Origin of the sequence: Rhodococcus sp. 14-2470-1b (assembly GCF_002259415.1) — a bacterium.
Lineage (GTDB): Bacteria > Actinomycetota > Actinomycetes > Mycobacteriales > Mycobacteriaceae > Rhodococcoides.
Genome location: NZ_NPFY01000036.1, coordinates 169580 through 183246, shown reverse-complemented (window position 1 = coordinate 183246; position 13667 = coordinate 169580). Strand labels below are relative to the sequence as shown.

Here is a 13667-nt window from a genome sequence, read left to right as displayed (position 1 = left end):
CACACGGCGAACCGACGACCGCGAGGGGGACGAGTGTCGAATCAGGAATTGGGGGCGCGCGGCGAGGCCTTGGCCGCGCTGCATTTGGTCGACAACGGGATGGAGTTGATCGATCGCAACTGGCGGTGCAGACACGGCGAACTCGACATCGTGGCCCGCGACGGGGACGTCACGGTCTTCGTCGAGGTGAAGACGAGGTCGGGTATCGGATTCGGGACTCCCGCAGAGTCGGTGACCTACACCAAACAGCAGCGAATCAGACGTTTGGCTCTCGCGTGGCTCGACGAACGCGGGGGGCCGTGGGTTCGTATCCGGTTCGACGTGGTCGCGATCGTGATGACCGACGAGGGTGATCCCGCGGTATCGCATCTGCGCGGGGTGTTCTGATGGCGTTGGGGCGCGCATTCTCGGTGGCCGTCAGCGGCGTGGACGGGCAAATGGTCGAGATCGAAGCAGACATCGGACGTGGCTTGCCGGGCATTCACCTCGTCGGGCTACCGGATACGGCGTTGAACGAATCCAGGGACCGTGTGAAGGCCGCGGTCAGCAATTCCGGTGCGACCTGGCCGGACACACGAGTCGTGTTGGCGTTGTCGCCGGCGACACTGCCGAAAGTCGGATCCGTGTACGACCTGGCACTGTCTCTGGCAGTTCTCGACGCGGCGAAGCAGATACCGCCGCGATCGTCGGAAAGCGCCGTGTTTCTGGGGGAGCTGGCGCTGGACGGTCGACTGCGAGGCGTTCGCGGAGTACTTCCCGCGGTCATGGCAGTCGAACGGGCCGGGTGGCGACGGGTGGTCGTGCCGTCGTCCGTGCTCGCGGAAGCCGGTCTGGTCGAGGGCATCGAGGTGCTGGGCGCGGTGTCGTTGAAGGAGGTCGTCGAGTGGCTTCGCGGCGAGACGGTGCTCGATCGGGGTGTTCCGTCGGTGCCGAGCGACGATGCCGTGTACCCGGACATGAGTGAAGTCGTCGGGCAGGAGGAGGCGCGGTGGGCACTGGAGGTCGCCGCAGCAGGTGCGCACCACATCATGTTGACCGGTCCTCCCGGTATCGGCAAAACGATGCTGGCGCAACGACTTCCCGGCATCCTTCCTCCGCTGACCGATGCGGAGTCGCTGGAGGTCACGGCAATCCACTCGGTGGCAGGCACGTTGACGGGGGATCGGCCGCTGATCACCGCGCCGCCGTTCATCGCACCTCACCACTCGACCACCGTGAGTGCGCTGGTCGGCGGTGGCACGGGAATGGCCAAACCCGGCGCCGTCAGCCGTGCACACAGGGGAGTGTTGTTCCTGGACGAATGCGCCGAGATGGGTGCGAAGACGTTGGAAGCGCTACGGACACCGCTCGAAGACGGAGAGATCCGGATCGCGCGACGCGACGGAGTCGCCCGGTACCCCGCCCGGTTCCAGCTGATTCTCGCGGCCAACCCATGTCCGTGTGCACCTGCCCGAAGTGCCGACTGTGTCTGCGCACCGACGGTTCGGCGCAAGTATCTCGGAAAACTGTCCGGACCTCTGATGGATCGGGTGGATCTACGCATCGCGATGCACGCGGTCGCGACGGGTGCGTTGGTGGACGACGTGGGCGAGTCGACCGACGCGGTTCGATCACGTGTGACGGGTGCGCGAGACGCCGCAGCGGAGCGATGGCGTGAATTCGGATGGACGACCAACGCGGAGGTACCGGGGCCTGCTCTGCGGCAGAAGTTCAGGTTGAGCAACGCCGCGCTGCGTCCGCTCGAACGTGCTCTCCGCACCGGTTCGTTGACGGCGCGAGGGGCGGACCGAGCACTTCGAGTGTCGTGGACGCTCAGCGATCTTGCAGGTAGCGACGCACCGGGCCTGGAAGAAGTGGGAGCGGCATTGGATTTCAGGGACAGGGGTATCTCGTGAGTACGCACGATCCGCGAAAACTGGCCTGGGCGTACCTGTCTCGGGCGGCGCAGGGTCCACACCGTCCGCTGCTGGACTTCGCGCTGGCCGCCGGACCCGAGGAGGCTCGAGCGGCGGTCGAAGGCGGCGGGTTGGGTGAGCGGCTCGCCGCGCGATCGCACGTCGACACCGCCGCCGCCGACCTGGACCTGATGGACACACTGGGCGGACGGTTGGTGACTCCGGACGATCCGGAATGGCCGATGTGGCGACTGCTGGCGTTCGACGGAGCCGGACTGAGCGAGGGTGCCGATCGGTGCGGGCCGTGTGCGTTGTGGGTCCTCGGCACCACACCCGTCGACGAACTCGTGGAGCGGTCCGTCGCGATCGTCGGCACCCGAGCGGCAACGGCATACGGGGAACACGTCACCGCCGAGATCGCCGGCGATCTTGCCGTCGACGGGTGGACCATAGTGTCGGGTGCCGCGTTCGGAATCGACGCAGCTGCGCATCGTGCCGCCCTCGGCGTGTCCGGCAGTACGGTCGCCGTACTGGCCTGCGGCGTCGACCGTGCGTATCCGTCGGGGCATTCAAGGTTGTTGCAGAGGATCGCCGGCAGCGGTGCCGTCATCAGCGAGTACGGGCCCGGTACCACCCCGGCTCGCCATCGCTTCCTCTCACGCAATCGGATCGTCGCTGCTTTCGGGTCCGCGGTCGTCGTCGTCGAAGCGGGGTGGAGGAGCGGTGCACGCAACACCGCAGCCTGGGCGAACAGACTCGGAAAGCCGGTACTGGCGGTACCAGGACCCGTCACCTCCGCGTCGTCCAAGGGGTGTCATCGGATGATTCGCGAAGGTGAGGCGCGCCTCGTGGCCGACGCTCACGACGTCGTGGCCGAGGCCGGGCCGTCCGGGGAAGTCGGAGAGGGTCGTCCCTCGATGTTCCGTGACCTCGACGCGTTGTCCGACAACGCTTTGCTGGTGTACGAAGCGCTGCCCGCGACAGGAACGCGCTCGCCGCAGGAGTTGTCGGAGGCATCGTCCGTGCCCGTCGCGAAGGTGCGATCGGTGTTGCCGCTGCTCGAACTCGAGGGCTTCGTCTCCAGTGACGACACCGGCTGGTTCCGGCTGGTGCGGCCATGACAACGCCGGGACCGGTAGCCTATTTAGGTAATGCTTACTCACCGATAGCACGAGACAGCTCGGAAAGGCTGAAAACACGTGGCACGCGAGAAAATTGTTCTGACCGTCCTCCGTACCGAGGCCTTGACGCCCCACATGCATCGGGTCTATCTCGGCGACCCGGGCTTCGACGCATTCACGCCGACCGACTTCACCGATTCCTACGTCAAGCTGATCTTCGGTCAGGGTGACGACGAGGTGCTCCGGACCTACACGGTTCGATCGGTCGACACTCGGAAGCGCGAGATCGCGATCGACTTCGTCGTGCACGGTGACGAGGGCGTTGCGGGTCCGTGGGCAGCCCGCGTGCAGCCTGGTGAACAGATCGGTGTGTACGGCCCGAACGGGGCCTACCGTCCGAAGCCCGAGGCGGACTGGCATCTGTTGGCCGGCGACGAGTCCGCGATCCCAGCGATCGCCGCGGCGGTCGAATCGCTTCCCGAGGACGCGATTGCCAAGGTGTTCGTCGAGGTCGCTGACCGCAAGGACGAGATCTATTTCGAGACACTGGCCGTCGTCGACGTTACCTGGGTGCATCGGGGCGCCCCGTCCAACGCCGTAGAAGACGACAAGGCAGGGGACAACGCTCCGCTGATCGAGGCCGTGAAGTCGACGGAGTGGCTGCCGGGCCGTGCGCAGGTTTTCATTCACGGCGAGGCGCAGGCCGTGATGCACAACCTGCGCGGGTACGTCCGTAAGGAACGCGGAGTGCCCGCCGACTGGGCATCGATCTCCGGGTACTGGCGTCGCGGACGTACCGAAGAGAAGTTCCGCGAGTGGAAGCGCGAGTTGGCTCAGGCCGAGTCCGGCGCATCTGCCTGACGCCCGCGCGCCCACTTGCCGTCGGGCGTCGAGGCGGAGAGTCTTACGGGTATGGACGCTTTGCCGACGACTCTGAGAGTCCATCTCGACGAGTACGCGGAATATCTGACGCTGGGTCGGGACCGTTCGCCGCACACGGTTCGCGCTTACCTGCGCGACGCCGAATCACTGCTGCACTACCTCGTCGGCGTGGACGAGACGAGTGATCTGAGTGCGCTGAACCTGCAGGTGCTTCGATCCTGGCTGGCCTCGCAAGCCCGAAGCGGGGCGGCCAGAACCTCGCTGGCTCGACGGACGTCGTCGGCGAAATCCTTCACGGCCTGGTGCGTCGGAACGGGCCGGTTGGACACGGATCCAGCGCTTCGTCTGTCGGCTCCCCGGGCGGGGCGGCATCTCCCGTCCGTTCTGAAGCAGAACCAAGCCGACGAAGCGATGGCGTGGGCGAAGATCGGAGCCGAGGAGCTCGATCCCGTCGCAGTGCGGGACCGGCTCGTCGTAGAACTGCTCTACGCCACCGGAATCCGCGTCAGCGAGCTCTGCGGACTCGATATCGGCGACGTCGACGATCAGCGACGCGTGGTCCGCGTGGTCGGCAAGGGCGACAAGGAGCGATCCGCGCCGTTCGGGGGCCCGGCGGCGGAGTCGTTGAACCAGTGGCTCGCGTACGGACGCCCGGAACTGGCCACGGAGCGGTCCGGCGGCGCGCTACTGCTGGGGCGTCGTGGAGGGCGCTTGGATCCGCGTCAGGCCCGCACGGCCGTTCACGAGGTCTTGGCCTCCGTTCCGGGAGCACCCGATCTCGCCCCGCACGGGTTGAGGCACTCCGCAGCTACCCATCTTCTCGAAGGTGGAGCCGACCTGAGGGTGGTGCAGGAGCTTCTCGGGCACTCGTCGCTCGCCACCACTCAGATCTACACCCACGTGTCGGTTGACCGTCTGCGTGCGGTCCACGACAGGGCGCACCCCCGGGCGTGACCGGGTCGATGCGTGAGCTCTGCCACATGCTGATTCGTGAGTGTTTGGTAGCGTCGTGGGAAACAGACCGCTTGCGAAGTATTCTGGGCTCGAAGAGATGTCGTGTTCGGATATCAGGTGTCCTTCCGGCACTGCCGTGAGTGACCCAGAACATGCCCATGATTGTGGAGACGGGGGGACCGTGGACCGCGAGCACACGCACGGCGCATCGGCGGCGTGGTCGATACGTGCCCAGACCGGCTCGAACGGTGCAGCGCGACCCAGCACTACGCCTGTGGAGCCGGTGCGCGCTGCTCATCAGGTTCCGTTCACCGGGACGTCGATGAACGGGGAGCGTCAGGCTCCCCCCTGGCAGACTCCGCGCGGATCGGAACGGCAGCCGGCGCCGCCGAGGTTCACGTCGCCGTCCCAGCCCGACGCACCCGCTCCGACCGCTGATCGACAGCCCGCTGACCGGCCCTCAGGCACCCCGCGTCCGGAGGAGTGGACCCCGCCGTGGGCGCCGGGCCCGGCCGGTACTTCCGACGACCGTGATCGTGGCGGGTACCCCGGTGGCCAGCCGCACGACCCTCGCTTTCAGCCGACCAGTCAGGACCTTGCCCCGGACAGTTTGCTCCGGCGACCCAAACGTGCGTCCACGTCCGGGTGGCGCCGGGGTGTTCACCGGCTCACCGGCGGCGTCATCAATCCAGGCGAGTCGACTGCCGAGGAGCGCTACCGCAACCAGGTGGAACGCATTCGGCAGCCCGTCCTCGGTGACTACCGCATCGCTTTCCTCTCCTTGAAGGGTGGCGTCGGCAAGACGACCACCACGCTCGGTCTCGGTGCCACCTTCGCGTCGCTCCGCGGGGACTGCGTGATCGCTGTGGACGCGAATCCGGATTTCGGCACGCTCGGCGAGAGGGTTCCGAGGCAGACGTCGTCCACCGTGCGCGATCTGTTGGCGGACGCCCCGAACATCCGCCGGTACTCGGATATCCGTGCACACACGTCGCAGGCTCCCAGTCGGTTGGAAGTCCTTGCCGGAGAACGTGATCCTGCCGCGTCGGAGATGTTCGGCGAACAGGACTACCGGTCCGTCATCGAGATGCTGCAGGTGTATTACAACCTCATTCTGACGGATTGCGGTACCGGCATCATGCACTCGGCGATGAACGGTGTGCTGCAGCTCGCCAACGCGCTCGTGCTCGTGTCTTCACCGGCCGTCGACGGTGCCCGAAGCGCGGCCGCCACCCTGGATTGGCTGCAGCTGCACGGGTACGGCCACCTCGTGGAGCGCACGGTCGTCGTCATCAGTTCGGTCCGTCCAGGTTCGTCCGCCGTCGACATGAACTTGTTGACTCAGCACTTTCTGGAACGGTGTCGTGCGGTGCTCGTCGTGCCGTTCGACGAGCACCTGGCCGAGGGCGCTGTGGTGGACCTCGATCTTCTGCGACCTCAGACCAGGGCTGCCTTCGTCGAACTCGCGGCGATGGTCGCGGACGATTTCCCCGCCGCGTCGGGCCGCCACTCCGGACCCAGCTGGCGTTAGGACGTCAGCGGCTTGAGACGGACGGGTGCCCGTTCGACGAGGACGGTCGGATCCAGATATTCGTGTCCGCGACGCACCCCCCAGTGAAGGCATGCTCCATCGCAGCCGGGGTGTTCCGCTTCCAGAAGCCCGATCACGTCGCCACGTCCGACCCGGGTACCTGCGGACGTCGCCGCACGTACCGGCTCGTACGTGGTCCGCAGGCCACTCGGGTGATCTATCGACACCACGGGCTTGCCCGCGACGGTTCCGGAGAACACGACGATTCCTTCGCCTGCAGCCAGAACGTACTGTCCGTCCACGCCCGCGAGATCGACCCCACGATGACCGGGTAGCCAGTCGTGCTCGGGTGGGTCGAACGCGCGGAGCACGTGCGGGCGAGGTGCCAGCGGCCAGGTGAATCCGGCGCCGTCGGCACGGGGCGGCGCTGCGCCTACCGGTGGAAGGGCGGCGACCACGAGGACGATCGTGACGAGAAGAGCTGTCGCTGAACGACCGACGAGGTTTCGCACCGCTTCAGCGTGCACGAACGGGCGGCACCGACGGACGCTGTGAGGCCCTGCCTGTGGATAACGACATCGTTCATCCACAGGGGAGTGTGCGCCTCCCGGTAGAGGTCGGTTATGACCAGGGACGCGGACGTCGTACACTGTGTGAGCGACCTGTGCCTGCACGGGTCGACTTCGCGCGTCCGCGTAACGCAAGTATCCACCTCGGTGGCACGTACTTCGTAACCGGTTGTCGGCGGTCCCGCATCGATGCGAGCGGGTCCGGCAGCCAGCGGTCGCCAGGGCAGAGGTCACACGACACTCTGCGTCAACCGGCAATCGAAAGAGAGTTATTCAGCCATGGCTGTAGTAACCATGAAGCAGCTGCTCGACAGCGGCACACACTTCGGACACCAGACCCGTCGCTGGAACCCGAAGATGAAGCGATTCATCTTCACCGACCGCAACGGTATCTACATCATCGACTTGCAGCAGACTCTGACCTTCATCGACAAGGCCTACGAGTTCGTCAAGGAAACCGTCGCTCACGGTGGCACGGTTCTGTTCGTCGGCACCAAGAAGCAGGCGCAGGAGTCCATCGCCGCCGAGGCGACCCGCGTGGGAATGCCCTACGTGAACCAGCGCTGGCTGGGCGGCATGCTCACCAACTTCCAGACGGTCCACAAGCGCCTTCTCCGCCTCAAAGAGCTCGAGGCAATGGAGCAGACCGGTGGCTTCGAGGGACGCACCAAGAAGGAAATCCTCATGCTCACGCGTGAGATGACCAAGCTGGACCGCACCCTCGGTGGTATCCGTGACATGGCCAAGGTTCCCTCGGCCATCTGGATCGTCGACACCAACAAGGAGCACATCGCCGTAGGCGAGGCTCGCAAGCTGAAGATCCCGGTCATCGCGATCCTCGACACCAACTGCGATCCCGACGTCGTCGACTACCCGATCCCGGGCAACGACGATGCGATTCGTTCCGCAGCCCTGCTGACCAAGGTCGTCGCCTCTGCAGTGGCCGAGGGTGTCCAGGCTCGCGCGGGCCAGAACACCTCGACCGATGCGAAGCCCGAGGTCGGCGCAGGCGAGCCCCTCGCCGAGTGGGAGCTCGAGCAGCTCGCTCAGGCTTCGCCCGCTGCCGAGGCTACGCAGGAAGCAGCTGCCGAGGCTCCGGCCGAGACGCCTGCTGCGGAAGCACCTGCAACACAGGCTTGATCGAACGGGTCCTGGGCCGGGGGATACACCCCGCCCAGGACCCTTCGCGCGTGACGACCCATACCCACAGCATTCGAGGAGGCTCGCTCAACATGGCGAACTACACCGCCGCTGACGTCAAGCGGCTCCGTGAGCTCACCGGCTCCGGAATGATGGACTGCAAGAACGCACTCGCCGAGACCGACGGCGATTTCGACAAGGCCGTCGAGCAGCTGCGCATCAAGGGCGCGAAGGACGTCGGCAAGCGCGCCGAGCGGTCCACCGCCGAAGGCCTGGTCGTCGCCAAGGGCGGCGTCCTCGTCGAGATCAACTCCGAGACGGACTTCGTCGCGAAGAACGAGGAGTTCCAGGCGTTCGCGGATTCTGTCGCCGCCGTTGCCGCCGATGGCAAGCCCGCCGACGTCGATGCGCTGAAGGCACTCGACTTGGACGGCAAGACCGTCGACAACGCCCTGCAGGAGCTCTCGGCCAAGATCGGTGAGAAGCTCGAGATCCGTCGCGTCGTGTCCTTCGACGGACCCGTGGCCACCTACCTGCACAAGCGCAGCGCAGATCTTCCCCCCGCCGTCGGCGTTCTCGTCGAGTACACCGGCGAGGGCGAAGCCGCAGCCGAGGCCGCTCGCGGCGCAGCCATGCAGGTTGCCGCACTCAAGGCCAAGTACGTCACGCGTGACGAGGTTCCCGAGGAGATCGTCGCGTCCGAGCGTCGCATCGCCGAGGAGACCGCACGCGAGGAGGGCAAGCCGGAGCAGGCTCTGCCGAAGATCATCGAAGGCCGCGTCAACGGCTTCTTCAAGGACGTCGTGCTGACCGAGCAGTCCTCGGTCCAGGATTCCAAGAAGTCCGTGAAGGCCATCCTCGACGAGGCGGGCGTGACGCTGGTGCGTTTCGCGCGCTTCGAGGTCGGCGCGAACTGATCGACTTCTCGTAAGTCGACGAAATCGGTCACCCAAGATGCCGCCCGCTCGACACATGTCGAGCGGGCGGCATCGTCCGTGTCGGCACCAGCGCGGTCGAGTGCCGACGCGTCGCGGGCGGTGTCGCCCGCGACGCTGCCGATAGGGCAGGATGAGACCGTAGGCGCTTCGAAGCGCCTTTTTCACCGTGCGCATTCGAGAAGGCGAGAACCGAGGAGAGCAATGACCGATCCCGCCACCGACCGCCCCGGATTCAAGCGAGTGATGCTGAAGCTGGGTGGTGAGATGTTCGGAGGAGGCCAGGTCGGCCTGGACCCGGATGTCGTCAACAACGTAGCCGAACAAATCGCCGAGGTGGTCTCCACTGGCGTCCAGGTAGCCGTCGTCATCGGCGGTGGAAACTTCTTTCGCGGAGCAGAGCTTCAGGTTCGCGGTATGGATCGCTCGCGCTCCGACTACATGGGCATGCTGGGTACGGTCATGAACTGCCTCGCACTGCAGGATTTTCTGGAGAAGCAGGGCGTAGCGACCCGCGTGCAGACCGCGATCACCATGGGGCAAGTCGCGGAGCCGTACCTCCCGCTACGCGCGAGGCGTCACCTCGAGAAGGGCCGAGTGGTCATCTTCGGTGCCGGCATGGGAATGCCGTACTTCTCGACCGACACCACGGCCGCTCAGCGTGCGCTCGAGATCGGCGCGGAAGTGCTGCTCATGGCCAAGGCCGTCGACGGGGTGTACTCCGCCGACCCCAAGCTCGATCCCGAGGCCACGATGTACGACTCCATCACGCATCGGCAGGTGCTCGAGAAGGGCCTGAAGGTCGCCGACGCCACCGCCTTCAGCCTGTGTATGGACAATCAGATGCCGATCATGGTGTTCAACCTGTTGACGCAGGGCAACATCGCGCGTGCGGTTGCAGGCGAGAGCATCGGTACTTTGGTCAAGTCGTGAACGACGTGACCGACGAACGAGGAGCCGGGATCCCGGCAAGGACTATGGAGGACAGACCGTGATCGACGAAGCGCTCTTCGACGCAGAAGAAAAGATGGAGAAGGCTGTCACCGTCGCCCGCGACGATCTGTCGGGCATCCGTACCGGCCGCGCGAATCCCGGTATGTTCAATCGCATCGTCGTCGAGTACTACGGGGCGCCCACCCCGATCACCCAGCTCGCGAGCATAAATGTCCCCGAGGCCCGGCTCGTCGTCATCAAGCCGTACGAGGCGGCCCAACTCGGCCCCATCGAGACTGCGATCAGGAACTCGGATCTGGGCGTGAACCCCACCAACGACGGCAACCTTATCCGCATCGGTGTGCCCCAGTTGACCGAGGAACGGCGCCGCGAGTTCGTCAAGCAGGCCAAGGGCAAAGGCGAGGACGCGAAGGTGTCCATTCGCAACGTCCGTCGCAAGACCATGGACGAGCTCAAGCGCATCCAGAAGGACGGCGAGGCCGGCGAGGACGAGGTCGTTCGCGCGGAGAACGAGCTCGACAAGACGACCTCCAAGTACACCGCGGCGATCGACGAGCTCGTCAAGCGTAAGGAAGCGGACCTGATGGAGGTCTGACCTACCGCGCTGCGGAGGTCGGGTCCTCGCGGAACCGAAGTGGAACACGTGAAGCAAGGAGACAGCGTCGTGGCGGGTACGGAACGACCACTGGGGTCTGCCGCATCCGACCCGACCGGTCCGGGCAGTGCAGCTGCCAAGTCGCCCGGCAAGGCCGGCCGTAATCTTCCCGCCGCCATCGGTGTCGGTGGTGGCCTGGGGATCTCGCTGATTCTGATCATGGTGTTCGCGCCGCGGGTGTGGATCGGAGTGGTCGCCGTCGCACTTGCGGTCGCGACGTACGAGGTGTCCAAGCGTCTCCGCGAAGCGGGCATTCTGGTTCCGCGCATTCCGCTCATCGCCGGTGGTCAAGCGATCATCTGGTCCGGATGGCCGTGGGGTACGACGGGCGTGTTGAGTGCAACGGCGGCGACCGTGCTTGTGTGCATGGTCTGGCTGCTGCTGCAGCAGGGGCTTGGATCGGCACCCAAGAATTACCTGCGCGAGCTCGCAGTCACCGTTCTCGTGGCCTGTTGGCTACCGCTTCTGGCCTCGTTCGCCGTGCTGATGGTGCTGGAAGAGAACGGTGCCGGACGGGTTCTGGTGTTCCTGATCGCGGTCGTCTGCTCCGACGTCGGCGGATACGTCGCCGGGGTGCTGTTCGGCAAGCACCCGATGGCTCCGGCGATCAGTCCCAAGAAGTCCTGGGAAGGTTTGGCCGGGTCGTTGCTGTTCTGCGTGATCGGCAGCCTTCTGACGGTCACACTCATCCTCGACGCCAACTCCATGATCGGCGTTCTCCTCGGCGTCGTACTCGTGGTGACAGGTACGCTCGGCGACCTCATCGAGTCTCAGGTCAAGCGAGATCTCCGCATCAAGGACATGGGTACGTTGCTGCCGGGTCACGGCGGCATCATGGATCGTCTGGACTCGTTGCTCCCGTCGGCTTTCGTAGCGTGGCTGGTGTTCGCGATCCTGCTGTGACGGATCCCCGCACCATCCCCAGTCCGAACATCTGGCACTGGCCCGAGATCTACGAGGCCGAGAACCTGGCGCAGGACATCGACGGAAACATCCCACGGTATCTGCGCGCGGCGGTTCCCTGGGACGGCCGCGTCGTGGTCGATGTTGGATGCGGAACAGGATTCCACCTACCGGACTTCGCAGCCGACGCGAGTCGGGTCATCGGCGTCGAGCCGCACGAGCCACTCCGGGCGGCTGCCGCGATGCGAGTAGCCGGTCTGGACCACGTGGAGGTGGTCGCAGGCCACGCGGAATCGTTGCCGCTGCCGGACTCGTCCGTGGATCTGGTGCACGCCCGGACGGCGTACTTCTTCGGGGTCGGGGCGGGGCCGGGGATCACCGAGGCGCTGCGAGTGCTCGCTCCAGGCGGAAGTCTCGTCGTAGTGGATCTCGACGTCTCGGCGTCGCCCTACGGAGACTGGATGCGTGCCGATTTGCCGAAGTACAACTGCAGCGCTGTGGAAGCATTTTTCGAGGCGCAAGGATTCGCGTTGACCCGTGTCGACACTCGGTGGGAGTTCTCGAATCGCCGAACGATGCGGGAGGTTCTGGGGATCGAGTTCACCCGAAGCACAGCGGCCAGGGCTGCACGAAGCATCCCTGGCCTTGACTTCGACGTCAGATACCGAGTCCATGTCCGCCGCAAACCTGCCGGCATCGAACTGGCCTGACCGTTCGGCTCACCCGGCGCGAACTCCGAAGATCTCGGCGGCGTCCCGAATTTTCAGTGCCTTGGCGAGACGTGGAAGATCGCTGCCGTCCTTCACCCGTGCTCCGTCGGCACCGAGTGCGTCGACGACCTCGTCGGCCCAGGTCACGTCGGACGGCGACGGTGCGAGCTCACGGTTGACGGTAGGAGCCTGCTCGGCGTGCATACACAGTTTGCCGGTCATGCCCATCGACACAGTGAGGGCCGAGTCGCGTGCGAGGATGCTCTCGTTCGCGGTGAGCGTGGGGCCGTCGATCGGACCGGGGAGGCGTGCCGCACGCGAAGACACGACGAGCCGCGAACGCGGGTATGCCATGGCGAGGGGCTCGTCGCTCATTCCGGTGTCGCGCCGGAAGTCGCCGCTGCCGAACGCGAGTCGGAACGTGGAGTCCGCGCGGGCGATCTCGGGTGTTGCTTCGAGGCCCATGGCGGATTCGACGAGTGCGAGGATGCGGGTTCCCTCGGCCAGGCGCGACGCTGTCGCCTCGACCTGGCTGCCGCTCTCGGTCTTCGCCAGCATGATGCCCGCGAGTCCCTTCAGGCCGGACAGCGCGGCGAGATCGTCGGCCCAGAAGTTCGTCGTCGCGTCGTTCACTCGCACCCATGCGGAGTTTCCGGCTTCCAGCCAGGAGACGACGGCTTCACGGGCAGCAGGCTTCGCGGTCGGTGCGACGGCGTCCTCGATGTCGAGAATGACGGCATCGACTTCGGATTCGGCGGCGGCGGTGAACGTGTCGGGTTTGGTGGCGGGTACCAACAGCCACGAGCGGGCACGCTCGGGCGCAACGCCAGACGTCACGGGTGTCTCCATGAAAGTGGTCACAAAAGGCTCCTTGTGGTGAAATCGGGCACTTCCAGCATTATCGATTCAGTTCGACGACGCCAGCTTGTGTGCATACTGTTCACCGTTCGATCTCTTACTTGCGTTTTGCCGCACGCCGAATCTGAAGGATTCGGACTCCGCCCGCCAAGGCCATCACGAGGGCACCGGCGATCGCGGCGAGCAACATACTCACGCCGAGCGGAAGCTCGAACGTCCACACGAATATTTCCACAGGCACAGCGTCGAGATTCTGCAAGATGAATATGAGAAGGATCACCAGTACGATCGCGCCGACCACGAGGCCGGTCCATGTAGCTGCGGCTTTGGTGTGCGCGATGCCGTCCGGCGTCGTCCCGGCGGCTGGCCTCGTGTCACGAACCGCTTCCGGATCGGGTGCACTGTGCTGGTCCGAATCCGGCGTCGTGATCGCCGACGGACCCGAGTCCTCGTACGGCGCCACCGCGTCCGGGAACGAACCGTCGTTGCGATCTCCTGCTGGTGTGGACATTGTTCGATCCTTTCGTACGCGAGGCGGGAATGCACGCGTATCTGCTGTC

Annotated in this window: 15 protein-coding genes; 12 read left to right on the top strand and 3 right to left on the bottom strand. The window is 65.5% G+C overall.

The annotated features are described in order from the left end of the window. Positions 1-33 precede the first annotated feature (33 nt). The 6 genes from CH293_RS25480 to CH293_RS25455 all read left to right on the top strand — a co-directional run bounded on the left by CH293_RS25480 (position 34) and on the right by CH293_RS25455 (position 6383). Entirely contained in the window at positions 34-387 is a 354-nt protein-coding gene (locus CH293_RS25480) for a YraN family protein (protein WP_037111574.1), read from the top strand. Continuing rightward, entirely contained in the window at positions 387-1895 is a 1509-nt protein-coding gene (locus tag CH293_RS25475; RefSeq protein WP_094721818.1) for a YifB family Mg chelatase-like AAA ATPase, read from the top strand. Before CH293_RS25480 ends, CH293_RS25475 begins: the two co-directional genes overlap by 1 nt. Further along, positions 1892-3016 carry a DNA-processing protein DprA gene (gene dprA, locus CH293_RS25470; RefSeq protein WP_094721817.1) on the top strand — a complete coding sequence of 375 codons (1125 nt, stop codon included), beginning with the start codon at positions 1892-1894 and terminating at the stop codon, positions 3014-3016. The genes CH293_RS25475 and dprA overlap by 4 nt, the downstream gene beginning before the upstream one ends. Positions 3017-3094: 78 nt before the next feature. Next, on the top strand, positions 3095-3877 hold the full coding sequence (locus CH293_RS25465) for a siderophore-interacting protein (RefSeq protein WP_094721816.1): 783 nt from the start codon (positions 3095-3097) through the stop codon (positions 3875-3877). A gap of 51 nt (positions 3878-3928) precedes the next feature. Next, entirely contained in the window at positions 3929-4852 is a 924-nt protein-coding gene (locus tag CH293_RS25460) for a tyrosine recombinase XerC (protein ID WP_094721815.1), read from the top strand. A 181-nt stretch (positions 4853-5033) separates the two neighbouring features. Continuing rightward, the gene (locus tag CH293_RS25455) at positions 5034-6383 is read left to right on the top strand and encodes a MinD/ParA family protein (RefSeq protein WP_094721814.1); all 1350 of its coding nucleotides are present in this window, start codon (positions 5034-5036) and stop codon (positions 6381-6383) included. Here the strand turns inward: CH293_RS25455 and CH293_RS25450 are convergent. Beyond that, the gene (locus tag CH293_RS25450) at positions 6380-6895 is read right to left on the bottom strand and encodes a M23 family metallopeptidase (protein ID WP_094721813.1); all 516 of its coding nucleotides are present in this window, start codon (positions 6893-6895) and stop codon (positions 6380-6382) included. The two genes, CH293_RS25455 and CH293_RS25450, sit on opposite strands and share 4 nt — an antisense overlap. A gap of 336 nt (positions 6896-7231) precedes the next feature. Here CH293_RS25450 and rpsB point away from each other — a divergent pair, with 336 nt between their 5' ends. From rpsB to CH293_RS25420, 6 genes are all read left to right on the top strand, one after another. After that, on the top strand, positions 7232-8092 hold the full coding sequence (rpsB, locus tag CH293_RS25445; protein ID WP_019664244.1) for a 30S ribosomal protein S2: 861 nt from the start codon (positions 7232-7234) through the stop codon (positions 8090-8092). Between the two features lie 92 nt (positions 8093-8184). Then, positions 8185-9009, top strand: a complete 825-nt coding sequence (gene tsf / locus CH293_RS25440; protein WP_037111430.1) for a translation elongation factor Ts — start codon at positions 8185-8187, stop codon at positions 9007-9009. Between the two features lie 222 nt (positions 9010-9231). Further along, entirely contained in the window at positions 9232-9960 is a 729-nt protein-coding gene (gene pyrH, locus CH293_RS25435; protein ID WP_019664242.1) for a UMP kinase, read from the top strand. Positions 9961-10018: 58 nt separating this feature from the next. Then, positions 10019-10576 (top strand): ribosome recycling factor, encoded by a 558-nt coding sequence (gene frr / locus CH293_RS25430; RefSeq protein WP_037111432.1) that lies wholly within the window; start codon positions 10019-10021, stop codon positions 10574-10576. A 90-nt stretch (positions 10577-10666) separates the two neighbouring features. After that, a complete protein-coding gene (locus tag CH293_RS25425) occupies positions 10667-11539 on the top strand; it encodes a phosphatidate cytidylyltransferase (protein ID WP_255122986.1) in 873 nt (290 codons plus the stop codon). Then, positions 11536-12249: a methyltransferase domain-containing protein gene (locus CH293_RS25420; protein WP_037111435.1), complete on the top strand. Its 714-nt coding sequence runs from the start codon at positions 11536-11538 to the stop codon at positions 12247-12249. The genes CH293_RS25425 and CH293_RS25420 overlap by 4 nt, the downstream gene beginning before the upstream one ends. A 9-nt stretch (positions 12250-12258) precedes the next feature. On the opposite strand, the gene CH293_RS25415 is transcribed toward CH293_RS25420, so the two are convergent. Together CH293_RS25415 and CH293_RS25410 are read right to left on the bottom strand one after the other, a co-directional pair. After that, complete coding sequence (locus CH293_RS25415) at positions 12259-13098, bottom strand: CoA ester lyase (RefSeq protein WP_094721811.1); 840 nt, start codon at positions 13096-13098, stop codon at positions 12259-12261. Positions 13099-13204: 106 nt separating this feature from the next. Next, complete coding sequence (locus tag CH293_RS25410; RefSeq protein WP_094721810.1) at positions 13205-13618, bottom strand: lipopolysaccharide assembly LapA domain-containing protein; 414 nt, start codon at positions 13616-13618, stop codon at positions 13205-13207. Between the last annotated feature and the right edge of the window lie 49 nt (positions 13619-13667).